At 36.2% G+C, this 25,045-nt stretch carries 33 protein-coding genes, 1 tRNA gene and 3 pseudogenes; 7 read left to right on the forward strand and 30 right to left on the reverse strand.

The genetic code is table 11. From position 1 onward, the window contains the following. Nucleotides 1–91 precede the first annotated feature (91 nt). The 5 genes from HBN50_RS10940 to HBN50_RS10960 all read right to left on the reverse strand — a co-directional run bounded on the left by HBN50_RS10940 (nt 92) and on the right by HBN50_RS10960 (nt 3,195). Nucleotides 92–574, reverse strand: coding sequence for a GNAT family N-acetyltransferase (locus HBN50_RS10940; RefSeq protein ID WP_273869957.1), 483 nt, complete (start codon nt 572–574; stop codon nt 92–94). Further along, nucleotides 564–1,136: a TetR/AcrR family transcriptional regulator gene (locus HBN50_RS10945; RefSeq protein ID WP_273869959.1), complete on the reverse strand. Its 573-nt coding sequence runs from the start codon at nt 1,134–1,136 to the stop codon at nt 564–566. Before HBN50_RS10945 ends, HBN50_RS10940 begins: the two co-directional genes overlap by 11 nt. Before the next feature lie 39 nt (nt 1,137–1,175). Then, nucleotides 1,176–1,826: a tRNA (adenine(22)-N(1))-methyltransferase TrmK gene (locus HBN50_RS10950; protein ID WP_273869960.1), complete on the reverse strand. Its 651-nt coding sequence runs from the start codon at nt 1,824–1,826 to the stop codon at nt 1,176–1,178. A 5-nt stretch (nt 1,827–1,831) separates the two neighbouring features. Then, on the reverse strand, nt 1,832–2,620 hold the full coding sequence (locus HBN50_RS10955; protein ID WP_273869961.1) for a substrate-binding periplasmic protein: 789 nt from the start codon (nt 2,618–2,620) through the stop codon (nt 1,832–1,834). A gap of 74 nt (nt 2,621–2,694) precedes the next feature. Beyond that, the gene (locus HBN50_RS10960; protein WP_273869964.1) at nt 2,695–3,195 is read right to left on the reverse strand and encodes a GNAT family N-acetyltransferase; all 501 of its coding nucleotides are present in this window, start codon (nt 3,193–3,195) and stop codon (nt 2,695–2,697) included. Nucleotides 3,196–3,315: 120 nt separating this feature from the next. Between HBN50_RS10960 and HBN50_RS10965 the strand changes: the two genes are divergently transcribed. Further along, nucleotides 3,316–3,849 carry a hypothetical protein gene (locus tag HBN50_RS10965; protein ID WP_273869966.1) on the forward strand — a complete coding sequence of 178 codons (534 nt, stop codon included), beginning with the start codon at nt 3,316–3,318 and terminating at the stop codon, nt 3,847–3,849. Here the strand turns inward: HBN50_RS10965 and HBN50_RS10970 are convergent. The 9 genes from HBN50_RS10970 to HBN50_RS11010 all read right to left on the reverse strand — a co-directional run bounded on the left by HBN50_RS10970 (nt 3,842) and on the right by HBN50_RS11010 (nt 9,432). Continuing rightward, nucleotides 3,842–4,336, reverse strand: a complete 495-nt coding sequence (locus HBN50_RS10970; protein ID WP_273869967.1) for a GNAT family N-acetyltransferase — start codon at nt 4,334–4,336, stop codon at nt 3,842–3,844. The genes HBN50_RS10965 and HBN50_RS10970 overlap by 8 nt on opposite strands. Continuing rightward, on the reverse strand, nt 4,323–5,267 hold the full coding sequence (locus HBN50_RS10975) for a glycerophosphodiester phosphodiesterase (protein ID WP_273869969.1): 945 nt from the start codon (nt 5,265–5,267) through the stop codon (nt 4,323–4,325). The genes HBN50_RS10970 and HBN50_RS10975 overlap by 14 nt, the downstream gene beginning before the upstream one ends. 86 nt (nt 5,268–5,353) lie before the next feature. After that, on the reverse strand, nt 5,354–6,385 hold the full coding sequence (gene arsB / locus HBN50_RS10980) for an ACR3 family arsenite efflux transporter (RefSeq protein WP_273869970.1): 1,032 nt from the start codon (nt 6,383–6,385) through the stop codon (nt 5,354–5,356). Next, nucleotides 6,378–6,812 (reverse strand): arsenate reductase ArsC, encoded by a 435-nt coding sequence (locus tag HBN50_RS10985; RefSeq protein WP_273869971.1) that lies wholly within the window; start codon nt 6,810–6,812, stop codon nt 6,378–6,380. The genes arsB and HBN50_RS10985 overlap by 8 nt, the downstream gene beginning before the upstream one ends. Before the next feature lie 8 nt (nt 6,813–6,820). After that, nucleotides 6,821–7,237 carry a heavy metal-responsive transcriptional regulator gene (locus HBN50_RS10990; RefSeq protein ID WP_273869973.1) on the reverse strand — a complete coding sequence of 139 codons (417 nt, stop codon included), beginning with the start codon at nt 7,235–7,237 and terminating at the stop codon, nt 6,821–6,823. A 59-nt stretch (nt 7,238–7,296) separates the two neighbouring features. Continuing rightward, complete coding sequence (locus HBN50_RS10995; RefSeq protein ID WP_273869976.1) at nt 7,297–7,596, reverse strand: DUF1330 domain-containing protein; 300 nt, start codon at nt 7,594–7,596, stop codon at nt 7,297–7,299. Then, on the reverse strand, nt 7,586–8,344 hold the full coding sequence (locus tag HBN50_RS11000; protein WP_273869977.1) for a type 1 glutamine amidotransferase domain-containing protein: 759 nt from the start codon (nt 8,342–8,344) through the stop codon (nt 7,586–7,588). Before HBN50_RS11000 ends, HBN50_RS10995 begins: the two co-directional genes overlap by 11 nt. A 72-nt stretch (nt 8,345–8,416) precedes the next feature. Further along, entirely contained in the window at nt 8,417–8,764 is a 348-nt protein-coding gene (locus HBN50_RS11005; RefSeq protein ID WP_273869978.1) for a hypothetical protein, read from the reverse strand. A 215-nt stretch (nt 8,765–8,979) separates the two neighbouring features. After that, nucleotides 8,980–9,432, reverse strand: a complete 453-nt coding sequence (locus HBN50_RS11010; RefSeq protein WP_273869979.1) for a DUF2938 family protein — start codon at nt 9,430–9,432, stop codon at nt 8,980–8,982. Nucleotides 9,433–9,516: 84 nt separating this feature from the next. Between HBN50_RS11010 and HBN50_RS11015 the strand changes: the two genes are divergently transcribed. Continuing rightward, a complete protein-coding gene (locus HBN50_RS11015) occupies nt 9,517–9,888 on the forward strand; it encodes a MerR family DNA-binding protein (RefSeq protein WP_273869981.1) in 372 nt (123 codons plus the stop codon). 14 nt (nt 9,889–9,902) lie between these two features. Here HBN50_RS11015 and HBN50_RS11020 read toward each other — a convergent pair whose 3' ends face one another. From HBN50_RS11020 to HBN50_RS11060, 9 genes and pseudogenes are all read right to left on the reverse strand, one after another. Beyond that, nucleotides 9,903–10,457 carry an NUDIX hydrolase gene (locus tag HBN50_RS11020; protein ID WP_273869983.1) on the reverse strand — a complete coding sequence of 185 codons (555 nt, stop codon included), beginning with the start codon at nt 10,455–10,457 and terminating at the stop codon, nt 9,903–9,905. A 5-nt stretch (nt 10,458–10,462) separates the two neighbouring features. Continuing rightward, complete coding sequence (locus tag HBN50_RS11025; RefSeq protein WP_273869984.1) at nt 10,463–12,382, reverse strand: serine hydrolase domain-containing protein; 1,920 nt, start codon at nt 12,380–12,382, stop codon at nt 10,463–10,465. A 9-nt stretch (nt 12,383–12,391) separates the two neighbouring features. Then, nucleotides 12,392–12,913, reverse strand: coding sequence for an ArsR family transcriptional regulator (locus HBN50_RS11030; RefSeq protein ID WP_273869985.1), 522 nt, complete (start codon nt 12,911–12,913; stop codon nt 12,392–12,394). Nucleotides 12,914–13,025: 112 nt separating this feature from the next. Then, nucleotides 13,026–13,439: a hypothetical protein gene (locus HBN50_RS11035; protein WP_273869986.1), complete on the reverse strand. Its 414-nt coding sequence runs from the start codon at nt 13,437–13,439 to the stop codon at nt 13,026–13,028. Between the two features lie 159 nt (nt 13,440–13,598). After that, nucleotides 13,599–13,970: a VOC family protein gene (locus HBN50_RS11040; protein WP_273869991.1), complete on the reverse strand. Its 372-nt coding sequence runs from the start codon at nt 13,968–13,970 to the stop codon at nt 13,599–13,601. Nucleotides 13,971–14,108: 138 nt separating this feature from the next. Then, nucleotides 14,109–15,059 (reverse strand): hypothetical protein, encoded by a 951-nt coding sequence (locus HBN50_RS11045; protein ID WP_273869992.1) that lies wholly within the window; start codon nt 15,057–15,059, stop codon nt 14,109–14,111. 61 nt (nt 15,060–15,120) lie between these two features. After that, nucleotides 15,121–15,258, reverse strand: coding sequence for a hypothetical protein (locus tag HBN50_RS11050; RefSeq protein WP_273869993.1), 138 nt, complete (start codon nt 15,256–15,258; stop codon nt 15,121–15,123). 50 nt (nt 15,259–15,308) lie between these two features. Further along, a complete protein-coding gene (locus HBN50_RS11055; protein WP_273869994.1) occupies nt 15,309–15,575 on the reverse strand; it encodes a hypothetical protein in 267 nt (88 codons plus the stop codon). Nucleotides 15,576–15,791: 216 nt separating this feature from the next. Further along, nucleotides 15,792–16,928 (reverse strand): annotated as a pseudogene (locus HBN50_RS11060) (IS3 family transposase). A 158-nt stretch (nt 16,929–17,086) separates the two neighbouring features. On the opposite strand from HBN50_RS11060, the gene HBN50_RS11065 reads away from it, so the two are divergent. Next, nucleotides 17,087–17,392: a hypothetical protein gene (locus tag HBN50_RS11065; RefSeq protein ID WP_273869996.1), complete on the forward strand. Its 306-nt coding sequence runs from the start codon at nt 17,087–17,089 to the stop codon at nt 17,390–17,392. A gap of 138 nt (nt 17,393–17,530) precedes the next feature. Here HBN50_RS11065 and HBN50_RS11070 read toward each other — a convergent pair whose 3' ends face one another. The 4 genes from HBN50_RS11070 to HBN50_RS11085 all read right to left on the reverse strand — a co-directional run bounded on the left by HBN50_RS11070 (nt 17,531) and on the right by HBN50_RS11085 (nt 19,159). Further along, entirely contained in the window at nt 17,531–18,004 is a 474-nt protein-coding gene (locus HBN50_RS11070; protein WP_273869998.1) for a hypothetical protein, read from the reverse strand. A 152-nt stretch (nt 18,005–18,156) separates the two neighbouring features. Next, complete coding sequence (locus HBN50_RS11075) at nt 18,157–18,390, reverse strand: hypothetical protein (protein ID WP_273870001.1); 234 nt, start codon at nt 18,388–18,390, stop codon at nt 18,157–18,159. Between the two features lie 126 nt (nt 18,391–18,516). After that, nucleotides 18,517–18,651, reverse strand: a complete 135-nt coding sequence (locus tag HBN50_RS11080) for a hypothetical protein (protein WP_273870002.1) — start codon at nt 18,649–18,651, stop codon at nt 18,517–18,519. Between the two features lie 178 nt (nt 18,652–18,829). Further along, entirely contained in the window at nt 18,830–19,159 is a 330-nt protein-coding gene (locus tag HBN50_RS11085; protein ID WP_273870003.1) for a hypothetical protein, read from the reverse strand. Between the two features lie 870 nt (nt 19,160–20,029). Here HBN50_RS11085 and HBN50_RS11090 point away from each other — a divergent pair. From HBN50_RS11090 to HBN50_RS11100, 3 genes and pseudogenes are all read left to right on the forward strand, one after another. Next, nucleotides 20,030–20,260, forward strand: a pseudogene (locus HBN50_RS11090) (transposase family protein); the annotation flags it as partial. 134 nt (nt 20,261–20,394) lie between these two features. Continuing rightward, on the forward strand, nt 20,395–20,538 hold the full coding sequence (locus tag HBN50_RS11095; RefSeq protein ID WP_273870007.1) for a hypothetical protein: 144 nt from the start codon (nt 20,395–20,397) through the stop codon (nt 20,536–20,538). 53 nt (nt 20,539–20,591) lie between these two features. Then, nucleotides 20,592–21,020 (forward strand): annotated as a pseudogene (locus HBN50_RS11100) (ISL3 family transposase); the annotation flags it as partial. A 274-nt stretch (nt 21,021–21,294) separates the two neighbouring features. Here the strand turns inward: HBN50_RS11100 and HBN50_RS11105 are convergent. Next, nucleotides 21,295–21,370, reverse strand: a tRNA-Phe gene (locus HBN50_RS11105). A 99-nt stretch (nt 21,371–21,469) separates the two neighbouring features. On the opposite strand from HBN50_RS11105, the gene HBN50_RS11110 reads away from it, so the two are divergent. Then, nucleotides 21,470–22,276 (forward strand): hypothetical protein, encoded by an 807-nt coding sequence (locus HBN50_RS11110; RefSeq protein ID WP_273870009.1) that lies wholly within the window; start codon nt 21,470–21,472, stop codon nt 22,274–22,276. A 15-nt stretch (nt 22,277–22,291) separates the two neighbouring features. On the opposite strand, the gene HBN50_RS11115 is transcribed toward HBN50_RS11110, so the two are convergent. Beyond that, complete coding sequence (locus HBN50_RS11115; RefSeq protein ID WP_273870011.1) at nt 22,292–23,332, reverse strand: epoxyqueuosine reductase; 1,041 nt, start codon at nt 23,330–23,332, stop codon at nt 22,292–22,294. 9 nt (nt 23,333–23,341) lie between these two features. Then, nucleotides 23,342–25,021 (reverse strand): pyruvate kinase, encoded by a 1,680-nt coding sequence (pyk, locus tag HBN50_RS11120; RefSeq protein WP_273870013.1) that lies wholly within the window; start codon nt 25,019–25,021, stop codon nt 23,342–23,344. Nucleotides 25,022–25,045 lie beyond the last annotated feature (24 nt).

The following is a 25,045-nucleotide window of genomic DNA, read 5'->3' on the forward strand; positions in this document are numbered from 1 at the left end:
CAAAATCGATGCCTAGCTAAGAACCTGATTTCTTAGCCTTAAAAGCTTTAATTTTCTTAAGAAATGACATCTGTCTAAAACCTACTCAAAATTAAATAAATAATTCGAAAAGTAGGCCCTCACTTTCATTATTACTATCTGAATTTTCTGACATACCAAGTTTCTTAAGGACATTGATAGAAGCATGATTTGTGCGATCTGTTTTTGCAATAACTCTTTTGAAGCTTGATTCTCTAGCAAAAGATAAAAGAGCCCGACAGGCCTCACTGGCAATTCCCATCCCCCAGTAAGACTGAGCAAGCATATAGCCTAATTCAGGATCGTCACATGTTGTTTTTTTAAGCATGATCCAGCCTACAACTTTAAATTCTACACAATATTCGATGGCCCAGACCTCGGGATCGTGGCACCAAGATTCGAGACGAATTTTAGTCGTATTTAGATCAAGAGGACTTCTAAGTCCTGTCGACTTAACAACTTGCTCGTTAGAAGTCATTTCAAAAAGGTCTTGAAGGTCTAAGAGATGAAAGCGACGAATAGAAAGTCTTTCGGTTTTCATTTTATCAAGAATCATTAGAAAAAAACTCTTTATGAATCATATCAAAGAAAATTCTCGTTGAACTGCGATAAATCGTGAAGTCATCAACGAGAAGACTATGCATAACCAGACCACAAATGTGCATATCAATGAGACGACTCGCCTGCTCAAGTCTCTTTTTAGATATTTTAAGATTAAACTTAGTACGATAGATCTCTATCCAATTAGCAATCGATTGATTTGACCATTCTTTAAGAAGGACTTCGTATTTTTCATCAGATACAATATGGCCATAGTAAAAAAGAACGGCACTATAGAGCTTCTTTTGCTCTTCAAAATCATCAAAAAGAAAATCGATTAGAACTCGGTGTAAGTGTTCGACACTTTTAAATTCAAGCTCACTAAATCCATTCGTCAACTCGTCAGTAATATGTCTTAAAATTTCGAAATAAATATCTTCTATTCCATGAAAATGGTGATAGATTCCACCTTTTGAGATTCCTGAAACTTCGACAAGTCGTGAGGTTGTTAGTGCCTTGGCCCCCTCTTCGGACAAAATCCCAAGAGCTGATTTAATGATGATTTCTTTTGTATCCATAGAATGGATGATACTATCCGACCATTCAGTCGGCAACCCTTATTTTAAAAGTTCTAAATACTTCTTTTGAATAGATTTCATCGTCGGATCACTCATAGATTTATTGCCATAGTGCTTAACTAGAGAATCAAGATAAGTGCGCTTCTTATTATCAAGGACAGAAAAGAGATTTTTTCCAACTGGATCGATGGCATTTCCATTTGTTCTTGAAACTAAAAGAACTTCATAATTCCACTTTCCTTCAAAGGTAAATGCCTCTCTTACTGAAAAGAATTTATTCTCAATCAGAAATGCTCTTAAATCAAAGATGTGATATTGAGCGCAGATTAAAAAGTCACAAGGAAGGGTATTTTTGTCAATGATCTCTTTTATAATCTGAATCCCGACATCACCACCAACACCACATATACATATGAGCTCCCCTTTCTCTTTAAGTTCAATATCTTGTGCTCTTTTGGCCTGAAAGGTTGCTCTACTTTGATCGAGGGCCGGTATCATTTCGGCCTTCCTTTTAAGTTTAGCGATAATCGATGGAACCTGATCAACGAAATGAACAGTATGTGCCTTGTTAGATTCTAAAAATGCGAGCCCCAATTTTCCATGATCACAACAAGTGTCCCAAATGGCACTATATTGCTTCTCAACAAGATTGAAGATATCAAGTAGCCTCTTATCTAGTTTAATTTTCATATCGCTTATAGACCTAAACCATCAACAAATTGAATAGCATTGATTTGCTTTTCAAAAACACCTGAATTATTGAGTCTTTGATACTCTTTTTCAAAGTTTTTTTGAAATTCTTTAAGATCTCTCTTTTTAGAAAAGCCAAAGTAACCTGCATTTTCTATGAGTGGTGGCAAAAGTTTTTTATACTTTTCTTGCACTTCGCTGGCTTCATAGAATCTGGATACGGCGCGTGGGTGTGCTATGACAAGATCGACTCTTTTAAGTTCTAACATGGTAAAGAGCTGTGAGATTGTTCCGACGTAGTTAATATTTAAATTATCTTTTTTAGAATCAAATCGATCGCCAAGGCTCCAACCTCTAATGGCACCAATTCTAAGGTGTTCAATTGATTTAACTTTTCCATTCCATTTTAACTTTGACTTCTTCAATGCATAAAACGAAACGGGATCTTTATAGAAAGAAAAGCTTGAATAATCTAAGAACTCAGAACGCTCAAGAGACTTATACGGGCCAATAATGACATCAGCATCACCATTTCTCATCATTTGCATGGCCCTTTTGGCCGGATAGAGAGAGATTTTGATATCAACTCCAAGCTTCTTTGCTACTTGATAAGCAATATCAGCGCCAAACCCATGAAATTGACCTTTCTTATTTTCTTCAAGAATCAAGGGAAAGCTAGAGCCGACAAAATGATAGGTTTTTGCCACACTAGAAAAACTAAGCCCCAAGAATGTAACGAAGAAAATAATGAGATTCAATGACGCCCCATTTCCTTTATGATTAAACGAACTCATTGATTATAACGAAAAGAAAAACATTGTAAAAACAAAGTTCATTGATGCGCACGATGATGTAAATATTTAATACCTTACCAATTCTGCTTATTGAGTTCCATCATGATTTCAACAAGGCCCTCATCAACTTCTTTTCCAACTTCTACGAAGCCTAGTCTTTTATAGACTTTTAAAGCTCGAGGATTAATTTCATAAACACCCAAGGTGATCTTCTCTAAGTTAAGTTTTAAAAAAGCATAGTCAATTGCAAGACGAAGAGCAGTAGAGCCGAAACCTAAGTCAAAAAATATCGGCAAAATAGCAATTCTAATATTGCCCATTCCACTTTTAATTTGATTTAAAACAACTTCGCCAACAAATTCACCTGTGGTCTCTTTTACAATGGCAAAGTCTTTTCTATTTTCTTTGTCTTTTAATGAACAAAGCCAAGTTAAAATTTCAGCTTTTGAAAACACTCTTGGTGTTGATCCTGGCTCAGTAGTCGAAGCAACGACAGGATCATTCACTAGTAATAAGTAATCTTCAATAAAAGATTCATTTAAATCTGTTAATCGTATTGTTTCTTGTTTATTCATTAACCAAGCATATTTCCCTTTTCCCAATGACTCAAGAGAAGTGCCTATTTTTTTGACACCTGCTTGAATAATTTACTAGATGGCCCACCATTTTTTTGAATCTAGGCTAAAAATAGATTTATGAAAAAAATAATTATAGCACCTCTATTAATTGCGGGCCTAATGCCTATTTATTCATCTCTTGCTAAAGAAGCAACTATTTTAAGAGTGTCTAAAACTCTTAATTCTAAAAATGTTCTTCACTACAAAGTTAATTACGATGAGAAAACTTGTGAAATCAATGGCAATGTTTATGCTGATTGGAAAATGGATGAAGAAGACGGTCGTTGGAAGTCACTAAAAAAATCTGCGGGCTTCATTGAAAAACCACTTCGCCCTCACAGTACAATTGTTTCAGGTAGCGAGCTAATCTTTGAAACAGAGTCAATGGAAGAGCTTGCTCAAAAGAGAATCATTGATCAAGAGCAAATTCTTGTTAAAACCACTCTCGATGAAAACGGAACATGCCGAATTTCAAATGAAATCTCGATTAAGGGCAAGACCTATCACGTTACAAGACTTCATTCAAAAGTAACATTTTTTGGAAGTGTTAAATGGGTTGAAATTAGTGGTGTTGATGAGTCTGGAAAACAAGTTAAAATGAGATTTAAATAATCTTAATCATTCTCTGAGAGAATGTTTTTCTATTAAGGCCATTGTATGGCCTTTTTTCTTCTATTTTTGAATATCCTAATTTAGACCAAAACCCTTCCACAGGATTTGATTCTAAGTAAGCGAGCATGATGTTATTCAGCTCTAGCTCATCTCGAATAAATAACTCGAGCTTTTCATAGCTCAAGCGACCTAGACCAAGCCCGTGCATATCTTCGGCAATTAATAAAAGACCAATAAATGCTGTCTCAGGATCTGGATAACCGTTGATGACATCAATTGCGCCAACAGGACTATCATCATTTAAAACAAGGAATACATATTTATCTTCATAGGAAATCCCTGGTGGAATTTCAATGAGAACAGTCTTCGCACTTTCTTTTGGCACATAATCAAGTCCATCGGCATAGAAGCTATACTTTAATGCTCGCTCTAAGACCGACTGTAAAATCGCCGTATCATCAAGTGTTAATCTTTTAAATGTTATCATGTCGATCTAAATAGAGTGTAGGAAGATCAGTGATGATCCCATCAAAGTCATAATTTTCATACTCATCCCATTGCTCATTTTCATTAAGAGTCCAAGGATAAATTTCAAAAGGTCTAAGCTTCTCACTTTGAAAAATCTTTTTAAACTTTTTATTATAAAGAGGATGAGTGAGCTGTGGCCAATTTGGTAAGAAAACATCAATTTCATTTTTTACAAGCCACTTATAAGTACTTTTCCAATTAGGCCACCAACAAGAATCTGAACATTCTCGTCCATAGAGTTTAACAAGAGGATAAAGAAGGATGTTGTACTCACCTTTAAAAAGAAGACCGTATCTAAAATCTTCATTCTTATTTTTAAGACCCTTCAGCTTCATTAAGAGATCACGGCTAAAGGTCGTTAAAAGTATATTAGATGTTATTCCATGTTTTCTAAGGTAGTGAACGATTAACTTGGCCATTTCCCCTTCTTCTAAATGAAAAGAAGAATGATTCATGCCTTTATACCTTTTGGATGTTTCAATTAATTTATCTAAAACTTTAATCTCAACATTGAGTTCAATATCATTTCTACCTGATAATTGATAAGCGCTTAAAATAGCATCAAGAGTTGGTATCGTGTAATTTTTTTTAACTTTTTGATTATAACAAACGACATTTTGAACTTCATTCAACGTCATTTGGGAGATAATAAGCTTCCTTCCCTTTTTTTGAAAACAGTTCTTATCATCTAGAACAGGATCATGTGATAAAACGGCAACTCTATCTCTTGTAAAATGAACATCAAATTCAATGGCATCAACATCAAGCTGTAAGGAATATAAAAATCCTTCAAGCGTATTTTCAGGATATTCTAATCCAGCAGTTTTATGACTTGTTACCTTCGCTAATGCGCTAAAGGTCAAGAGATAGATAATTAAGACAGTTTTCATGAAGTGAAATCTAGCACATTCCCCTAGAGGGAGTTGAACAATACTCATTTAATGTAAAGATTTCACTTGAGAGGTCTTGTTAATAGTTAGTATCTCAATCGATTTGAAATCTTCACTAAGCTCAGCATAATGGGTACTTCAATTAAGACACCTACAACTGTCACCAACGCCGCACCAGAGTTTAATCCAAAAAGCGCAATGGCCACAGCAACAGCAAGCTCAAAGAAATTACTAGCACCTATCATAGAACCTGGACTTAAAATGCAGTGTGGAAGATTCAACTTTTTTCCAATACCCCAAGTTATTAAGAAAATAATGTAGGTCTGGATCGTTAAAGGGATAGCGATCAAGAAAATATGAAAAGGATTTTCAGTTATTTTTTCTCCCTGAAAGGCAAAGAGAAGAATCAATGTTGTCAGCAAGGCGATGATTGAAACTGGCTTTAGCTTGGCCATAAATACTTCTTTAAACCAAATCTCCCCTTTTATGTGAATGAGAGTTTTATTGGCAAAAAGGCCCGCTAAAAGAGGGATGACAACAAAGATAACGACGGAAGAAATCAATGTATCAAAAGGGATCGTCACATTTGTTACACCAAGAAGAAATTTAACGATGGGAATGAAGGCAATTAAGAGAACAAGGTCGTTAATGGCAACTTGTACTAGTGTATATTCGGGATCACCCTCAGTGAGATAAGACCATACAAAAACCATGGCAGTACATGGAGCTGCTCCAAGAAGAATCGCACCAGCAATATATTCACCAGCAAGCTCTGGGTTTAAATAGGCCCCATAGAGTTTAGAAAAAAAGAGCCACGCAAAAAAGGCCATAGTAAAAGGCTTTATTAACCAGTTGATAACTAAAGTTAGGATGAGTCCTTTAGGGTTTTTACCGACTCCTTTAACTGAGCTAAAATCAATTTGGACCATCATTGGAAAGATCATAAGCCATACAAGAATTGCAACCGGAATATTTACCGTTGCAATATTCATCTCACTTAAAAACTCAATTGATTGACCAAGAACTTTACCAAGTACGATACCGACAACAATACATAAAGCGACCCATAGACTTAAATAGCGTTCAAAAAAGCCCATTTTCTTTTCTTCACTACTCATGATTATCATCCATATACTTTTCAATATTAGTAACAAATTCTTTAATTTCATCTCGAACTCTGCGATAGATCGTCAAGATTTCTTCTTCATTATCAATTGATTGACTAAGCTGAGGAGGATCATCAAAGCCTACGTGAATAATTTTTCCTCCAGGAAAATAAGGGCAATTCTCATGAGCATCGGAACAAACAGTAAATACATAGTCCATTTGAACTTCTGGCAATTCCTCTGTCGTATTTGAACAATGATGACTAATATCGACTCCGGCCTCATTCATAACCTCAATAGCACGCTTATTGAGATCATGTTTTTTTGTTCCTGCCGAAAAGAAATTATATTCACGACCTTTTAATGACTTTGCCCAACCTTCGGCCATTTGCGATCGACAAGAATTCCCTGTACAAAGAAAGAGAATATTTTTCTTCATAACTTCTCCTAACATTTAGAATCAAAACAATCACTCACCCTACAACAAGCCTTAATATCAGGGCCAGCGTCACAGGCGTGAATAATTTTTTCTAGTGATTTTTTCATTTTCTTCAATGACTCGATCTTTTCTTTGACCTCTAAAAGCTTTTTATTCGCCTTTTTAGATACATGAGCACAAGTTGCACTGGTATTTTGATCTAAAAGAAGAAGATCTTTGATTTCAGCTAGAGTGAAGCCAAGTTCTTGGGCCTTCTTAATGAAGCTGATTTTTGAAATATATTGATTTGGATAAACACGAAAGGCCCCAGCTTTTGTGGTCGGTCGTTTTAAAAGACCTTTTCTCTCGTAGAAACGAATGGTTTCGACATTTACATTTGAGGCATCGGCAAGCTTGCCAATTGTAAGTGGTTGAGTCATGCTCATAATATACACTCCGTACTATGGTACGGAGTCAATATACTAAAAAACCCTAATAAAGAATACTATCTTTCGTACTCAGAAATAATTGTCGTGGCTTCAACCGAAGACTCAAAAAACTTTGATTTCACAACGAGATAATCAGGATGTGAGAAAAAGTTGTTCATATTTTCTCGATCAGCAAAATAGATTGCAAAAACTCTATTAATAGGACGGGATTCTTCATTTTTCAATGTCTCTGAGACTTTAAAGTCGTAACGAAATCCACCACCATGATTTTCTAGAATAGGGGCCATTTCATTTCTATACTGTGCATAGACATCATCATTTTTAACTTGAAGTCCTACGATCATTTCATAACTCATTACTTTTTTCCTTTAAAATTTCACAGTATTTTGTAGCAAACGTATGAACATCCCCTGGCCATCGAGATGAGATGAAATGTTCATCGACAACACAAAAACCGCACAGAGACTCTTGAGTATCTCGAGTGATCGCCATAGGCCCTAATTCAAATTGACCCTTTGACTTGAGGCTCCTCTTAACTTCATCCTGCACATACTCTGGATATGTTCGATAATAATTGCCAAGCCAAAGCCCTGTCATGGCCCAGGCGATGAATTCTTGGTCTTTTCTTAGACTTGTTACTCGCTTATTAAAAAGAATACTTCTGCCATCCTCACGTTTTGATCTCGAAGCTAAGACAACCCCATGGCAAATAGCTCCAATGGGCTTTTTTTGAACATCAAACTCTGCTGTTAACGTTTGTAACTTATTAGACTCAAGATATTCAACCATGCCTTGAGCATGACCACCACCAAGAATGATTCCATCGAAATCACAGGATACAATATCATCCCATTTTTTAGGATTTAAAAACTCAGATGAACTCTCCATTTCAAGGTAGGCATTAATCCCATTTTCATCGGCCATAAGTATTTTCTTCCAAATACCTAAACCTTCACCTGTAAGCATACGCTTGTCTGCCATTGCTCTCTTTCCACTAGGTGTAGCAAATGTAACGTCATGGCCTTGAGTTTTAAGGATTTTCCATGAGACTGCAACTTCTGTTGGATCAAAGTCATTATGAGGAATTGGAATTAGAATTTTCATGATGATATTGTAAGGGAATCTATAAGATAAAAAAAGACCTACATGGTCTGTAGGTCTTATTATTACGAAATACTAATTTTGAGCTTGAAGAGTGCTTTTAACAATGTGCTTTAGAACTTCATGGCCGTAAACTTCTCCGCCGTAGCAAAGATCATTTGCTCTTTCCACATCTGCTACAATCTTTGCAATTTCTTCTAAATTTTCACTAGAATCAATATCCGATGCAAATTGCTTTAGTTTTTCAGTTCCATTTCCAAACCTAACTTCGACCAGAAGATCTTTTGCCTTGGTATCTGTGATTCTATCTAAGCATGTATTTACAAAATAACGATCACCATTACTTTTTTGTACGACTTCATATCCAGTTGCAAAAGAGGATACTGACGAAATAAGGGCCAATGCTACAACGATTTTCTTCATAATTTTCTCCTGAATTTAAAACATTCTTTAAATAATTTATGATGACATTATGACAGGAGAAGGAAATCAAGCGGGCCACTTTGAAAGAAATACTAAACACTGTCCAGTAACCTAACATTCCCAATAAAGACAACTCCTTAGATATGCTAAATGAATCACAGACATAGAGAGAATTAAGGTAATTTGCCTCTTTCAAAGTTACTTAACAAAAAAGATCATCTTAATATCAGTCTCGAGGCTAAATAAAGTCCTAACCCATAAGAAACGTGAGCATTAAATGATTTTAACCAAATAATGAACTTCGCGGGCATTTTACTCGCCCCAATCCCCATTCCAAAAGCAGGCTGCATTATAAAAAGTGGAGCAATAAGAGTGATAACTCCAATAGCGAGACAGTGAATAAGAGAAGGGTTTTGCTGCCAAAGAAGTAGCACCTTGGCAAAGATGATTCCTATGGCGTAATGAGTGAAAGTACCTAGAAATTGCTCATGCTTATAAGCTGAACTTTGAAAAATGCTTTCATGAAAGTATTTTAGATTTTTAAAGTGATAAACCCAACGACCTACAAATCGGTAATCTAGTCCAGAAATAGAGAAAATCTTTTTTAAAGTCAGTGCCCATAGGTCCATGAATAAAGTTGCCAAAATACCAATAAAAATGAATGCCATATTATTCTCCTTAAGAAATTGAAGCCTTACCTAAACGATGATACAACTTGAAGTTAACTTCAAGTCAAGTTAAAGAGGTCTCCTATGGATATAACAGAGCTTTCAAATCAAACTGGACTCGCATCTTCCAAAATACGTTATTACGAAAAGATGGGACTCATCAAATCAGCGGGAAGAAAAGGCCTAAAAAGAACCTTCAAAGAAGATGTCATCTATACTCTCGCTTTCATCCGTCTCTCTCAATCTTGCGGCCTAAGTCTAGAAGAGATCAACAAGGTACTAAAAAGAAATCAAAAGATTAACTTAGATAAAGAGACGATTGATAATAAGGTTAAAGAAATTGATTCTCAAATAAGTGAACTAAAGAGAATGAAAAAGACATTAAATCATTTAAAGAGTTGTCCCAAAAAGTATCACTTTGACTGTGATCAATTTAGGACGTTATTGATGAAGTAATCAGTTTCTTTTGACTAGGATTTTTGCTTACTTTTTCTCAAATACCCAAATTCAAAAAGGCCCATCCACCCGACTTCAGGATCAGTACATTGTCCTTGCTTTAGTTGTTCAAAGAAATCATCTACTGACTTTAAAACAACTTCAATATACTCAGTCTCATCCAAATTCAAGTCACTGGTTTTTTCGCATTCTGTAGCGAGAAAAGCATAGCGACGTATTGTCGAGTAAGCACACTCCAGAGGGGTTCCAAGCTCAATCCAATGATCACTTTCGTATCCCGTTTCTTCAAGTAGCTCTCTTTTCATGGCCTCAAGAGGTGTTTCTTCTTCATGTACACCTCCCCCAGGAAGTTCATCCAATATAGCATCAGGTCCGGGCCGAAATTGCTTTGTAAGGATAACTTTGTTGTTTTTATCTAAGGCCAAGACAGCAACAACGGTGCCCTCTTTTTTTAAAGAAAAAACACACTCTTTCCCAGAAGGCATTACATATGTAACATCCTCAATTGCTCTATATGGTGAATGCCTATAGAGCGATCGACTCTTTACTTTCCATTTTTCTATCATCATTGTTTCTACTTTTTAAAATAGTATTTCTTTTGGCCACCATCTAACATGAATTCTTTTTTATCATAGATTAACTCTAAGCTACCGATCCATGGAGGGCTCATCATGACAAAGACTTTTTTCTTTCCTGAGCTTCTCTTTTGAGCGAGAACAGTTTTAAATTCACCAAAATCAGCAATCATCTCACCTGATTTTGTATAGATATTCATCTCACCTAGGTTTTCACTTTTGTATTTTCCAAGAAATTTTTCTTTATTAGCAACTGTAGGACTTAGAGTTTCCTTTAACTTTTTAATTCCTTTTAAAGATTGTTTCTTAGAATAAGAAATTACTTCATCAACCTTATTATCCATTCCAAAGAACATCTCTAGCAATTTAAGCTTCACAGATGATCTAAATACATCTGCATCCCCTTGATTGATAAGTGTAACGACACCAATCCCTTTAGATGGAATAAAGAACATATCAGACGTAAATCCAAGAGTATTTCCTCCATGATGGATAATTTCAATTCCCTTATTATTTTCAACAAAAAGACCTAGTCCGTAAGAGAGATTTTCTGTTATTTTGACTCCTTTATGTCTTCTTAACATCAGAGCATCTTTAGAAATATAGTCAGGATACTGATCTCCGTTACTAAGTTCATATTGAAGGTACTTGATCATATCATCCACATTTGACCAAACAGAACCAGCAGGAGCAACTGAGTTAACAAATTCTTCAAGTTTCAATGAAACGAACTCTGATTTTAGATCTAAGTTCAATGAATGAGGAGATGCTGAGTTTTTTCTATAAGGCCTATTATTTAATACAACTGAACGCTTCATTTGAAGGGGATTAAAAACAAGACTTTTCATCGCCTGATTAAAGCCTTCTTTAAGACCTAATTTTTTATCATAGGCCTTTGCTGCGGCAAAGCCTCCAGCTGCCACTAAGTAGTTTGAGTACTGAAATGTTTCTCCAGGTTTAGTAGTAGGCGCCATACCTTGCATCTGCCTCATTCTTTGTTCAGCTGATACTCCTTCTATCTCGAAAATAAAATCAAAGTCTCTTCTAGGCATCCCCGTACAGGCACAGGCCGTATGTTTCATGAGCATCATTTCAGAATCTTCTTTATTCTTTAGACGCCAATCTGTCAGATGAAGAGAAACTCGATCTTCCCACGACATCTTCCCATCGGTAATCAACTTTGACATAAGCAGCGTTGATAGAGATTTTGTCGTTGAACCAATCATAAATAAAGTATCAGAATCTACTTTTGACCCATCCCTTACTTTTGTATATCCAAACCCCTTCTTGTAAACGATCTTACCGTCTTGAATGATTCCAATTGCAAATCCGGGTATATTTAAATCATTTTTAGTCTTAGTTAAAAAATCATCTAATTGAGCTTCTAGCTTATTATCAAACATTGTAGCTTTCTTATTAGAATAGTCATCATTTGGTAATGAGTTAGGCTTCCATGAATCAATAACAGTAAATAATTGGGGGCCTCTTTTACTAATAGTCGCCATACTGCTTTCAATTAAATTTAAATAAGCGATTCCATTCTTTTCTCTTAATAGAGAAATGATTATTTTGGATTGCTCTGCGGGTGTATCATAGACAATTTGAGTTACTTTATCCCAACCTTTTGAATTAGGAGGAGAAGACTCTGCTTTAATTTCATATGAAAAGTTAGGATCAATCGTTTTCCAAAGGGAAGATGATTCTTTAACAAAGTCAAAGTTAGAATTCAGTTTCTTTTTGTAAAAATAAACTTTTAAATCCCCTTCAGGAGATACGACCTTCGATGTGGTTTTTGTCCATCCTTTAGGAATTTCCAATTTCGTCGTTAAATTTTTACCATCTTTTACTAGCTGAGTTCCGCATGAACTCGTTATTAACGTAACGACAAGAATGACCAACATTTTCAAAATACTATCCATCTCAATCCCCTACCTCTTGCCAAAACAGGCAACAAAGCTCGATCTAATTTCACCCGAGCCGTTATTTTCATTTAAAAAACTTATTAAATCTTGGAGTTTATCCTGAGCAATCTTATGATTTTTATCGCTTAGCTGAACCTTATTGATGACTGCCGAAGTTTTATTGTCTCTCTCTAAGATTTCAAAAACTTCTTTTCCAAGCTCTTTAGCAATAAATTTATTTCTTATGATATTCTCTTCATCCTTTAACTCAGCAAATGAAAAGAACTTAGCTGATCTTAAATACTTTTTTTCTTCAATTCCATTAATGATTCTTGTCTCGCACACCTGAAGATAGCCAGCATTAAAAAGCTTTTTAATATGATTATGAACACTTCCTGGATTTAATTCGAGATGGTCTGATAATTCTTTAATTGACTTCGGCTCTACGCTACAAAGATCAATAATTTCTTGTCGAGTATCATTAAACATGAGCTTCATATCGGCCCAGTTTTTTACGATTAATTTTTCTTTTAACTTATATTTCTTCACAACGTTTAAATATAATTCAACATTTTAAACGTCAAGACAAACATCAATAAAAAAGGCCCACTATTTAAGTGGGCCTTACAAATTATAACGTAATATTTATAACTAGTTTAAATTAGTTACACTTCAAAACTGATGCCGATGAATACTTTGAACAAAGCTCAATCATTTTATCTAATGTCTTTCCATTATATTTCATTTTCAACAACAAAGCTGTAGCAATAGTATGTTCACGAGTATCAAGATCTAATCTACGTAGGTATGTTGAAACGAGATCAATTTGGTATTGTTTATCGCCTTTCACACGATCACATGGTTCAACTTTATCAGCGTAACAACTATAAATTTCTGATACAAGAGTCCCTAGTGTTTCAGTATCCATATCTTGAGGTCTATCAACTTCGAACTTTGCTTTTGAAACATGCTCTTCAAATGCTCTTGTAAGAGGTCCATCCTCAGAAGCATTTGCACTTCCCATTGAAATAAAAGAAGTCGTCATTAGTAGAAAAATTACTGCATACTTTTTCATTCAATACCTGCTCCTGTGTGAGTTTTTAAAAGTTATTAAATTAAGTACTCACTAAGAATAACTTCAATAATAACTATTTCGTTATTCGATGCAGACTTTACATAGGGGTGTTAGGGTTCTAACACTCACCTATATTTTCAACTACTTGCCATTAAAAACCTAGTATTTCGCATTCTGAAGCTTTAAAACATTTCCATCTAAATCTTCAAAAATAAGCATATGACCCCAAGACTCATCGACTTCTCCAAGTATTTTTGCGCCCGCATTTTCAAGGATCTTACGATCTGCAGAAACATCATCACTTGATAAAGTAAGTGTTCCGCCACAGTGGGCGCCATGAGAGTCTCTTGGAAATTGTGGAATAGATTCACCTTCTGTCCAATGCAGTCCAATCATCACACCTTTACAATCCATGCTCGTCCAATGTGATGACTCGTATGAGATATCCATGTTTAGAACCTCAGAATAAAACTTAACGGCCCTCTTCATATCTGTGACGTTATAATATATGTCATGAACACCTTGAATCATATTAGCTCTCCTCATTAAAGATGATAATGGAGTTAAATTTTAAAGGAAATTAAGAGAATAAAAAAGCCAGAACTACGTCTGGCTTTTTAAAGATAGACCTTGCAAGGAGGTCTATTTATTATCTTTATTTGCAAAAATTTAGAACTGAAGATTCCAGCGAGCATTAACGATTGAAGCATCTGCCTCTTCTTCAAAGTTCATTGAATCTTGGCTGATGTCTCTTTCAACACTTATAAAACTATAATCAATACCAAAAGCAGAATCTTTTGAAATAATATATCCAAGTCCAAAGGCAAAAACTAAAGAGGAATCATAATCATACTTTGTTTTTGTACCGTCATTAAGCGATTCATATTCACCAATGTTAACGATCCCTACTCCAGCATTTAAAAATAAGTTCTCAGTTGGCATCAACTGAGCCGTGACACCTAAGACTAGAGTGTTGTATGAATCCACTTTTGTGGTGGATTCATCAGATAATAATTTAGACTCAGATTCACCATTATGCTCGAAACTAACATTCCCAACTAATGAAAAATCCTTAAACTTCTTTCCAACTTCAAGCCCAATTCCAAAGTCAGTTCCACCTCTATAAGCATTTCCATCTTTAGTTGTTGAACCTTTTTCAGAGTCACCTGTTTTAGGAGAGACATTAAGACTGATATCAAGATTCACCTTATCTGTAGACTGCTCTTTTAGCCTGTACTTTAATTTCAAGTTAATATCCTGAAGGCCTTGATTTTCGATTATTTCCTTTTGTCCATTTTGAGTAGATGCCGGCCCATACTCAGTTTCACTCTCTTCTTTCAATGTATAGGGAACTTCAATCGCCCATGCAAATCGATCATTTATAGATGAACCAATTTGGAGTTCTGTTTCTAACATCTTTTTACTTTCAGAGGTTAAATTCTGATTTACATACTCAATATCTGAATCAGAATGAGTACTCGTGAAGGTGATTTCAGTAAACACTGTCCCAGACTCTGGTAAATACATTAAGTCATGAATCTCTCTCGTATTATTTGGAGTCATGTCTAGCGCATATGTAACTGATGAGATGAGTAAAATAAACCACGATAACAACTTCATTGATCTCCCTTAGCTATATAGTTAGCTCTTCTATATATGTGAGGAACTTTAGATTGGACAGTCAAGATTTCTTAACGGCTTTTTTTGTTGCGAGATATCTCAAATAGATGACTTTATCAGCAATCTCCTCGGGATGTTTATTCTTAAGAGCTAATTCAAGTGGAGAGAGCTTCGGTAAAATTGCAATATGCCACGCCATACTTACTCTAATTTGAGTGCCCCGACGTCGGCGATTATCGAACTTCATTGCTACAATATATGAGGTAGTCCAATTAAAAATGAGGTAACTAAGCCGAAACCACCTAAAACGAGATTGAACATCTGAGTTCCTCTTAAAATAGCATTTTTAGGCATAATGCTACGACTTTTAATGAGAGTCACACCACAGAGAAGTCCTAGGCCTAGCCAGTATGACATAATGTAAACTTCTTCCAACTGAAGCTTCGTTATAAGAAACTGACTTAGTGGTAAGCTCAGTAAAGCAATAAAAGTTAAAAGTTGATTACGTTTATTCATCCTATTCTCCTTCATCATTTAGTTATTTTAACATGAGTTGGGTTTGGTTAGGTAATAGGAAAAAAGAGATATAAAAACCCTTGCAAAAACAAGGGTTTTTAAGTGGTACCCGACGTGGGTGAATATCGATCAACGGTAGCTAATCTTCGTGTTTAAGTCCTATTCTCTTTCTCTTTTTTGTATTAGTCATGAGCTGCACCCGTCTTTGCTTCCACTCTATTGTATACGCTCTAGGACTTCCGCCTTCTCATAACTCGGCAATATTGCCAAGGGAACAGGAACCCTATACCCCAAAGAACTGTGTGGTCTAAAGTGGTTGTTCCTTTCGCCAGTTCTCTGTTAAAACTTGAGCTTCTTTCAACGAGTAAAAAATCTCTCCATTTAAAAACTCATCTCTCATTCTTCCATTGAAGGATTCACAATCCCCATTCTCCTATGGTGAACCTGGTTCAATGTACAAAGTCTTAACTTCAAGACTAGAAAGCCATTCTCTTAATTTCTTCGCTATGAACTCAGGACCGTTATCCGACCTTATAAAAGCAGGTTGTCCTCGCTTTAAAAATTCTTTTGCTAAAAACTCTAAAACATCAAAGGAGTTGATTCTTCTTTGAACGAGGCAGCCAATACATTCTCTCGTAATTTCATCTACTACGTTTAAAATCCTAAAGGCCCTACCGTCTTCAGTTCTGCACATGACGAAGTCGTAAGACCAAACATGATTTTTATAAAGGGGCCTATGTCTGATACAGGAGCCGTCGTTTAGCCATAAGCGACCTCGTTTTGGCTGTTTCTGAGGCACTTTTAGTCCTTCCTCCCGCCAGATTCGGTAAACCCTTTTATGATTTACATGATAGCCCTCTCGATTCACTAGAGCAGTGATTCTGCGGTAACCATACCGTCCATACTCACTGGCCAGCTCAATAACTCTAGCTCTCAATACTTCATTGAATTTACTTTCGTTTTTCTTATAGCGCTGAGTTGTTCTGTATTGGTCAAAAATCCTGCAAGCTCTTCTCTCTGAAAGCTCGTACTTTTTCATAGCATTTTTAATAACCAATCTTTTTCGCTCAGCGCTTACAATTTTCCCTTAGCAAAATCCTTTAGGACACTGAGATCAATCGCTTGCTCAGCGACGATCCTTTTCAAACGAGCGTTTTCTTTCTCAAGGTCTTTAAGCTTTTTCGCTTCTGACTTAGTCATGTTTCCGTATTTTTTACGCCATCGTCCAAAAGTTATTGGAGAGATTTCAAGGGCCTTGCAGACCTCTCCTTTGAATTTCCCCTCAGAAAAGAGAAGTTCTGCTTTCCTTAACTTTGCAATGATTTGCTCTTCGTTGTAGCGAATGTTTCTCATGATTTACCTCCATATTTGACAATTTTATCGTCATTATTTCTGGAAGCAAAATTGGGGGGCAGGTCATCATCATCCTACTCATTAAAACTAGTAGTATATAGACATATTAAATTTAAAAATCATTATTAAAATGTGTACTAAACGACAGGAGAATATTTTTGAAATCAATTATTACAGGACTTTTACTTATAGGATCAATCTCATCTTTTGCTAATATTCATCAGTCTTATAGCGAAATTTTATTCGATCTTAAGAAGAGCCCTGGTACAATTGTTACCTTAGTGAATGTTAAAAATGAAGGAAAAACAGCTGAAGAAATGTGCGATGAGGTTGATAGTGTTATATCAAAAATAAGAACTCATAAAGAAAGATCAAATACAAGCGTAATTCCTAACTTTGAAATTATATATAAAGAGTGTGCTCAAGATATGTCAACATTCGAGCTAAAAATTATCAACTACTAAGTTACTGAATAAAAGCGGTACATATCTACATTGAAATTATGAGCACCAACTAGGTGCTCTTTTTTTATGTTAATTTTTGATTGAAGATTAGTAATAAGTGGTGGACCGTAGCGTATTAAAGTATATGTTTTTTTCTTATTAATCCAACAAACTTTGTCTCACAAGTGATCCATAGTATTTTCCATAAATGTCAGAAGCATCATTGTATGAATAGTAGAACTCCATCTTTCCATTTACTAGCTTTCCATTTATAGATAAAAGTTTAATGTTTTCATTTTCAGAATCTTTTATCGTTAATGAAATAAAATCATTATTGTAAATTCCTACTTCCTGATATGAATCTTCATCCATTTGTAATAACAATATACCATCATCTAAAGTTAACTCTAGCCCTTCCGTTGAAGAACTTCCAGTTGGACATTTTCCAAAAGTACCCAAAATAAGCTTATCCTTTTTTTCGTCTACTTCAAAAGTAATATGTCCACTTTCACATTCCGTATTTAAATATTTAAATTTTGTTTTGATATGTCCTCTTCCGTACCATGATCCATTTAGGTTCTGTGAAAATGCATTTAGAGAAAAAAACATAAATAGAATTGCTATCTTTTTCATTCAACGTCCTTTTAATTAGATTATTAATATATAATGATAAAACAAAACCATAGGTGGATGGAAGATGGAATTAAAAAAAATAATGTTGGACCTTACTTTCCACATATCGAACTTTTATATTGTAATTTTAACAACTTAAGAAGACTCCAACTCTACTCAGTTTTAAATACTTCACTTATAAGTTCTTTGTTAGTAGTCTTGACCTGCTCCCCAAATCTTGTACCACCTCGATGTATACACATCACCAAAAATATACTTATAAAAGTTATTGGAGAGATTTCAAGGGCCTTGCAGACCTCTCCTTTGAATTTCCCCTCAGAAAAGAGAAGTTCTGCTTTCCTTAACTTTGCAATGATTTGCTCTTCGTTGTAGCGAATGTTTCTCATGATTTACCTCCATATTTGACAATTTTATCGTCATTATTTCTGGAAGCAAAATTGGGGGGCAGGTCACGAAGCTCTTTATACTTGAGAATAATTTATACCTGGATATTTATCAGACATACTTCTCTTTTATCGTGCGAGTGTTACGGGATCAACTTTGTATTTAGCACCAATCTCGATCATTGAACATTTGTTGTGAAAGAATTCATCTAAAATGAGGGCCATTGAGCTTTGCTGAAAGTTCTTCTTACTCTTTTCATACACTTATCCTTTGTTGGAAAAGTGTCTACTTAAAATGGGGGTTACAAACATTTTCTTGATAATGGAATTTAAAGCTCAATGCAAAAACGCCCCGTCTGTCGACGGGGATTTTTTATGGAATCAGGAACGCCATTTTTATCGAGAATATTATTTTTTCTTTTTATAGCTATTTCATGTGCAATCACTCTGGACACGAAACTTCTAGCTTACGTAGTTGCTCTATATTTTTATTATATTCTTTTAACTTTTCTTGAACATTGTCATTTCCAAGAGTATTGGCCATCTCTTGAAGAACGTCTTTCTTTAAGCCAACTCTAGTATGACAAAAAGCACGTCCCCAAGGTAGAGCACTATCTAGTTCTTTCATATGGCAGTCTAGTACTTTTCCAACCTCAACACGTGAAACAAAACCGTTCGCATGAGCATTTTCAAAAACTTCATCAAGACTTCCACATTCTGCAAAAGATGATACTGAGGTTAATAGTGCAACTCCTAATAAAACTTTCTTCATAAATTCTCTCTTAGTAAAAAAGGTTAATAATATATGCTTTATTAAGAGCAATATTAGTGCCAACCAAGCCCCTCTTAGAAATTATGTAATTACAAACACTTAAGAGGTTTGATCTATGTTGTAGGATATCTTAAATCTGTATAAACAATAAACATGTATATTTTTTTGACAAATTTTTTATACGGAATAATCGTTCTAGCTGCTTTTAAATTGATTGTGCGCAGGGTGAATTTTCTGTGATCGTCTTCGAAGTTGTTCAGCGTCAAATGCCTTCGTGGCGATACCGAAACTAGAACTTTTGAAATTTCACAATAAAGCTCATCAAAATTCAGTTTCATTTTACTGTCAGATTAAATCTACAAGTGATTTTTGTCCTCACTGTGGTCTTGAGACCTCAAAAATTCATGATACACGAGAAGTTCAAATTCTTGATGCTCCTCATATGGGAAGAACAATAGTTCAAAATTTTTTAAACGCGAACAGGAGAAGAAAAAATGGAAAAAGTAGCAGCAATCTTTACGCCCCCCTATGTCGAATACTCTTTGTCGAAACGAGGATAGGAGGTTGCCGAAAGGGTTATTTACCAAACAGATTGGATAGAAGAGAATTTGTTACAGATTATCGAGTCTCATAGTTAGGAAATAATCTCCTTTAGAGATAGTTTATACCACTCCACTCGAATTAGTCGTCAACGATTGATTGAGTTGCGACACTTAATTTTAAACAGAAGGAAGTCACATGCCCGATAAAAAGCTTACTAACTTTTTACTGTTACCGAAACTAGAACTTTTAAAATTTCACAATAAAGCTCATCAAAACTCGGTTTCATTTTACTGACAGACTAAGTCTAAGAGTGATTTTTGCCCTCACTGTGGTCTTGAAACGTCAAAAGTTCACGATACGCGAGAGGTTACAATTCTTGATGCTCCTCACATGGGAAGAACAAAAATTCTTCGTATTAAGAAAAAGAGATTTCGATGTGTCGGCCTAGGCTGTAAAAAAGTTTTCACTGAAAAAGTTGATGGCATAGAGAAAAGAGCACGAGTTACTCAAAGAATGAATCGTGAAGTTCTCTACACCGCGAATCGTTTTACAATTTAAAAGGTGTTCAAAGGCATACAAAACTTGGAAATAAAACAATCTATGAAAAGCACTATCGCCAACTTGAACTTGAGTGGAGAAAAAGAAAAAACGATGTTTGGCCCACAACTGTAGGACTCGATGAACACTCATGGTTGCGAAATAAAAAAGGTGGTTACAGAGAGTTTGCAACGATTGTTGTTGATTATAATAATAAGCGTGTCAGGGAGCTTGTTCCTGGAAGAATCGTTGGACAACTTTGTGAATCTCTTGCTTATATACCAGGTCGTGACGTGTAAAAAATGTTGTTCAAGACCTATCAAAACCATACAAAAGTTTTGCTAAAGACTTCTTTCCAAACGCTAAATTAATAGCAGATAAGTTTCATGTCGTTCGTTTACTAAACCCTGCAATTAACAAATACAGAAAACAAATAACTGGTGATAAAAGAAAGAACCCAATAAGAAAACTACTTTTGAAAAGTTCAATTAAGCTTGATTATGACACGCGAAGAGTAATTGAGAAGTGGCTTATCGATCACCCTGAATTAGAAGCTGTTTACTATGCAAAAGAAGCCCTGATGAAATTGTATCGCTGTAAGGGCCGTAAAAAAGCAAAGAGAAGCTTAATTAAATTATTAGATATCTTGGCCTATACGAAGGTAAAAGAGCTTAAAAGCCTCAGAAAAACGCTGATGAGTTGGAAAGATGAGATCTTGAATTATTTTGAGAATCGTATTACAAATGCGAGAACTGAAGGATATAACAATGTTTGTAACTGAAGCCGAAGGGTTCAGAGCAGAAGCGGGCTTACGGACATAGGAACTTTAATAAATGAACTCACTGAGTTCATGATTGAAAGTGTTGAATGTCTGTTGTTGAAGTCTTGAGCGCGGTGCGTTCCACCGTTAAGGGAGTAGAACCGTAGAACCCCATATTTTATTGGTGAGGTTGCTCTAACGAGCAAAGGCCTGCAATCCTTTTAGTTTTGTGGCTTTCAATGTTTGGAGTTTTGACAAAAAAAAAGCCAGATCTAGGATCTGGCTTTTTTAAAGATGGTGCCCCGAGGCGGATTCGAACCACCGACACAAGGATTTTCAGTCCTTTGCTCTACCGACTGAGCTATCAGGGCATATATTCGTGATTGGGTGAATATGAAAATAAAGGAGGGCGGGCGATTCGTCAAACTATTTCTTCGCCTTTTTTTAACTTTTTTAGTAAGTTATGCGTTATGACTGTAAAACTTATCAAGACACAATTAAATTACTTTGACCAAAAGATTAATGCCCTCGCCTTCCTGCCTGATCCAAGTGTGGAAATCAAAAAAGGAATGGCCGTGTTCACTCATGGTTACACGTCGCACAAGGCAAGTATTCTCAACTGGCCTACTCGCCTCGTCGAAGAAGGGATGCCGGCGCTAATCTTTGATCTTCCTGGACACTATCTTGGTGGATTCAGTGAAGTTGATAGTTTTGATACTTTTAAAACAGAAACACCAAAACTATTTCTTCAAGGCCTTGAGGTTTTAAAGCAGCTCTTTATTGAAAACTTCCCTCTCAATGAACATTTTCTTGATGACCCTGAGATGAGCTATATTTTTGGCGGGCACTCTCTTGGTGCCATGATGAGTTTATATGCCATTGACCTTGAGCAGGCCAAGGCCATAAAAGCCAGCTCAATTTGTGTAGGACTTGGACTTCCTCCAGAAGGAGTCACTCATATTTTTGATACGCCATTCTACAAATCAACGCTCGTTATTCGCGGTCAACTTGTAAGCCCAAATCTCGATCCTAAGAAGGTCTTTCCTTGGATTAAGGAAGCAAAAGAGAAGATGACAATCTCTGGTCACAAGGTTCACTTTATTACAGGAAAAGACGATCTCGTTGTTGGAGAAGATGGAACGGAGAGAATGGCAAAAATTCTTTCAGATCATGGCAATGAAGTTAGCGTGGAAAAACCAACAAAGCTACCTCATCACCAACCGGAATTAGCGGCCGGACAAGTGAAAAAATATTTAAAGAAACAAGGTATTCTATAAGACAATAAAAGGGGCCTAGTCCCCTTTTTCTTTTTTCCAAAAGCGCAGGTTTTTAAGCATCCCAACCCTTCCCGTTCGATCGATGGGAGTCCCTCTTAGAGATTTTTGATACTGGCGGTTTGAACTCTCTTCTAAAGAACTCATGAGAGTGTCTAATTTAGGTTTTAAAAAGCGCTCAATCAAACTTTGGTTCATCTCACTATGAAATTCTTTTTTTACTTTCTCACTGACCGTATGAAGCTTTCTAAAGTAGCGCTTATTCCATGGGCAAACATCTTGGCAGATATCACAGCCATAAATTTCACCGCTGGCCTTCTCCATTCCAATAGGTGCAGGGCCCGTGTCTTTGAATAATTCAATTGTATAAGTTGAAATACATTTTTCTGTAATAAGGGAGCGGCTTGCTAGTTCGATGGCATCGGTTGGGCAAGCATCAATACAACGAGTGCACTGGCCACAGTGATCAGTTTCAAGAGGACGAGTTTCAAAGTGCTCAGTAATATCCTTATTAATTAAAAGAGAGCCGATCATCACAAAGCTTCCCTCTTTTTTATTAATCATCATGGAGTTTTTTCCAAACCATCCAAGTCCCGATCTCAAAGCGAGGTCTCTCTCTAGAACTGGTTGAATATCAAGTGAGAGCTCCACTTCTAAAGAAGCGTCGAGGGCCAAAAGTTCGTCTTTGATTTTTAGCAAGCGATCTTTGACTTCATAGTGATAGTCATAGCCGCCAAACCCATGCACATAGCCCGCAATTTTTAGACCGTTGCTCTCTTCACTTTTATAAAAATCATTGAGAAGCTTCTTCGCCTCGGCGTAAGAAAAAAGAAAGACCACGGCCGATTTAAATTTTGGGAAATAGTGGCGAAGGTCTTGTCTTTTTTGCTGTCTATCGCCTTCAAGATAGCCAAGTGGGCCATGCTTTCCAGCACGAACCCACTCGTTATAATAGTCTAATGTTTTTGGAATTGGATCGCTCGTTACACCAAAGTCGGCAATCCCATACTCTTTGAGATGATCGATATTGAGGATGGATGTAAGAGCATTTTTATTCATGCAAGAGTCTTACTCGAATTTTGGAATGATTTCAATGGCCCCTGTAGGACAGACGCGAATACATTCCATATCCATCGTACATTTCGATACATTCTCTTTAACAAGCTTTACTTCTTTTGTTTTCTCATCAGCTTCCCAAATGTCGTGTGGACAGATTGAGACGCAATTTTGGCAAATGGCGCAGACATCGAGATCGTGAAGAATTCTCTTTTTCTCATCACTACCTTCCTCAAGTCCTTCAGATGATCCAGGAACTTTATCCCCATCTTTAATCACTTCAACTTGAACAGAGTTTGAAAGTCCATTTCTAAAATACTTTCCATCCCCTCTTGTAATGACAACTTTATCTCCATTAAAGAGCTTGATTCGCCCTTTAATATATTTAAGGACATCAAGTTGCTTCTCATCATCTTCCATGGCATCGTCTTCAATAATAAGTGGGTAAACTCCCCAATAAAGACAGAGACGACGTCCCGTTTTATAAGAGTTTGTCACACCAGCAACTGGTGTGAATGGTCTGTGCATAGAAATTTTCAGACAAGAATTACCACCTTCAGTGAGAGCGATAATTCTCTTTGCTTCTACTTTTTCAGCAATCATCGAAGCGGCAACCATCAGAGATGAGTTCACACTTTTAAGATTTAAGTGACGAAGAAAAGGTCTCTCTTTTGGAGTTTTCTCCGCTTCAATAATAATGTCGGCCATCATTTTTACCGTCTCTACAGGATAGAGTCCTGAAGCTGTTTCACCAGAGAGCATAACGGCATCGGTTCCATCCCAAATAGCGTTAGCAACATCAGAGGCCTCTGCACGAGTTGGTGTTGGCGAGTCTGTCATACTCTCAAGCATTTGAGTGGCCGTAATAACAGGAATCTTTGCTTCGTTACACTTCGTGATAATTAATTTTTGTAACGATGGAACTAAATGGTTTCCGACTTCAACACCCATATCTCCACGAGCCACCATAATGGCATCTGTTACCTTAATGATTTCATCGAGATTATCAATGGCCTGTGGCTTTTCGATTTTTGAAATAATTGGAATATTTACTTTTAACGAATGAAGAAGTGTTTTTACTTGCTGAACATCTTCTTGTCTTCTAACAAAAGAAAGGGCAACAAAGTCGATGTCGTGCTTAAGAGCAAACATGAGATCTTCTCTATCTTTTTCTGTGAATGCAGGCGCTGAAACATCACAATCAGGAAGGTTAATTCCTTTATTTGATTTTAACTCCCCACCTACGAGTACTTCGATTTTATATACATCGCGATCACGTTCAATGGCCTTAGCAACGAGCTTTCCATCGTCAAAAAGAATTCTTGCACCATCGTGACAATCGTCAACGAGCTTGTCATAAATTGTTGGGATGTAGCAATCTTTATACTCTGGATAATCTTCTTTGTGCTTTGTCTGACCAATAACCCATATCTGACCGTTTTCGAGCTTTAAGTTCTCAGGTAATTTATCTGTTCTAATCTTTGGACCTTGAAGGTCTGCAAGAATAGCAACTTCTCTATTGATTTCTCTTGAGGCCTTTCGAATATTGGCAATGAGCTCAGCATGATTTTCATGTGTTCCGTGTGACATATTAACACGACAAACATTTAAACCTGATAAGATAAGCTCTTTGATTTTTTCGACAGTATTAGATGACGGCCCAAGGGTCGCAACGATTTTTGCTTTACGCATAAATATCCTCCATAGATTCAACTA

Source organism: Halobacteriovorax sp. GB3, assembly GCF_028649655.1.
GTDB lineage: Bacteria > Bdellovibrionota > Bacteriovoracia > Bacteriovoracales > Bacteriovoracaceae > BSW11-IV.

Excerpts from the sequence above, each read along its gene's own strand:
- HBN50_RS10940 (WP_273869957.1), bottom strand. The coding sequence starts at position 574 with ATGATTCTTGATAAAATGAAAACCGAAAGACTTTCTATTCGTCGCTTT.
- HBN50_RS10945 (WP_273869959.1), bottom strand. The coding sequence starts at position 1,136 with ATGGATACAAAAGAAATCATCATTAAATCAGCTCTTGGGATTTTGTCC.
- HBN50_RS10950 (WP_273869960.1), bottom strand. The coding sequence starts at position 1,826 with ATGAAAATTAAACTAGATAAGAGGCTACTTGATATCTTCAATCTTGTT.
- HBN50_RS10955 (WP_273869961.1), bottom strand. The coding sequence starts at position 2,620 with ATGAGTTCGTTTAATCATAAAGGAAATGGGGCGTCATTGAATCTCATT.
- HBN50_RS10960 (WP_273869964.1), bottom strand. The coding sequence starts at position 3,195 with ATGAATAAACAAGAAACAATACGATTAACAGATTTAAATGAATCTTTT.
- HBN50_RS10965 (WP_273869966.1), top strand. The coding sequence starts at position 3,316 with ATGAAAAAAATAATTATAGCACCTCTATTAATTGCGGGCCTAATGCCT.
- HBN50_RS10970 (WP_273869967.1), bottom strand. The coding sequence starts at position 4,336 with ATGATAACATTTAAAAGATTAACACTTGATGATACGGCGATTTTACAG.
- HBN50_RS10975 (WP_273869969.1), bottom strand. The coding sequence starts at position 5,267 with ATGAAAACTGTCTTAATTATCTATCTCTTGACCTTTAGCGCATTAGCG.
- arsB (WP_273869970.1), bottom strand. The coding sequence starts at position 6,385 with ATGAGTAGTGAAGAAAAGAAAATGGGCTTTTTTGAACGCTATTTAAGT.
- HBN50_RS10985 (WP_273869971.1), bottom strand. The coding sequence starts at position 6,812 with ATGAAGAAAAATATTCTCTTTCTTTGTACAGGGAATTCTTGTCGATCG.
- HBN50_RS10990 (WP_273869973.1), bottom strand. The coding sequence starts at position 7,237 with ATGAGCATGACTCAACCACTTACAATTGGCAAGCTTGCCGATGCCTCA.
- HBN50_RS10995 (WP_273869976.1), bottom strand. The coding sequence starts at position 7,596 with ATGAGTTATGAAATGATCGTAGGACTTCAAGTTAAAAATGATGATGTC.
- HBN50_RS11000 (WP_273869977.1), bottom strand. The coding sequence starts at position 8,344 with ATGAAAATTCTAATTCCAATTCCTCATAATGACTTTGATCCAACAGAA.
- HBN50_RS11005 (WP_273869978.1), bottom strand. The coding sequence starts at position 8,764 with ATGAAGAAAATCGTTGTAGCATTGGCCCTTATTTCGTCAGTATCCTCT.
- HBN50_RS11010 (WP_273869979.1), bottom strand. The coding sequence starts at position 9,432 with ATGGCATTCATTTTTATTGGTATTTTGGCAACTTTATTCATGGACCTA.
- HBN50_RS11015 (WP_273869981.1), top strand. The coding sequence starts at position 9,517 with ATGGATATAACAGAGCTTTCAAATCAAACTGGACTCGCATCTTCCAAA.
- HBN50_RS11020 (WP_273869983.1), bottom strand. The coding sequence starts at position 10,457 with ATGATGATAGAAAAATGGAAAGTAAAGAGTCGATCGCTCTATAGGCAT.
- HBN50_RS11025 (WP_273869984.1), bottom strand. The coding sequence starts at position 12,382 with ATGGATAGTATTTTGAAAATGTTGGTCATTCTTGTCGTTACGTTAATA.
- HBN50_RS11035 (WP_273869986.1), bottom strand. The coding sequence starts at position 13,439 with ATGAAAAAGTATGCAGTAATTTTTCTACTAATGACGACTTCTTTTATT.
- HBN50_RS11040 (WP_273869991.1), bottom strand. The coding sequence starts at position 13,970 with ATGATTCAAGGTGTTCATGACATATATTATAACGTCACAGATATGAAG.
- HBN50_RS11045 (WP_273869992.1), bottom strand. The coding sequence starts at position 15,059 with ATGAAGTTGTTATCGTGGTTTATTTTACTCATCTCATCAGTTACATAT.
- HBN50_RS11050 (WP_273869993.1), bottom strand. The coding sequence starts at position 15,258 with ATGGCGTGGCATATTGCAATTTTACCGAAGCTCTCTCCACTTGAATTA.
- HBN50_RS11055 (WP_273869994.1), bottom strand. The coding sequence starts at position 15,575 with ATGAATAAACGTAATCAACTTTTAACTTTTATTGCTTTACTGAGCTTA.
- HBN50_RS11070 (WP_273869998.1), bottom strand. The coding sequence starts at position 18,004 with ATGAAAAAGATAGCAATTCTATTTATGTTTTTTTCTCTAAATGCATTT.
- HBN50_RS11075 (WP_273870001.1), bottom strand. The coding sequence starts at position 18,390 with ATGAGAAACATTCGCTACAACGAAGAGCAAATCATTGCAAAGTTAAGG.
- HBN50_RS11085 (WP_273870003.1), bottom strand. The coding sequence starts at position 19,159 with ATGAAGAAAGTTTTATTAGGAGTTGCACTATTAACCTCAGTATCATCT.
- HBN50_RS11110 (WP_273870009.1), top strand. The coding sequence starts at position 21,470 with ATGACTGTAAAACTTATCAAGACACAATTAAATTACTTTGACCAAAAG.
- HBN50_RS11115 (WP_273870011.1), bottom strand. The coding sequence starts at position 23,332 with ATGAATAAAAATGCTCTTACATCCATCCTCAATATCGATCATCTCAAA.
- pyk (WP_273870013.1), bottom strand. The coding sequence starts at position 25,021 with ATGCGTAAAGCAAAAATCGTTGCGACCCTTGGGCCGTCATCTAATACT.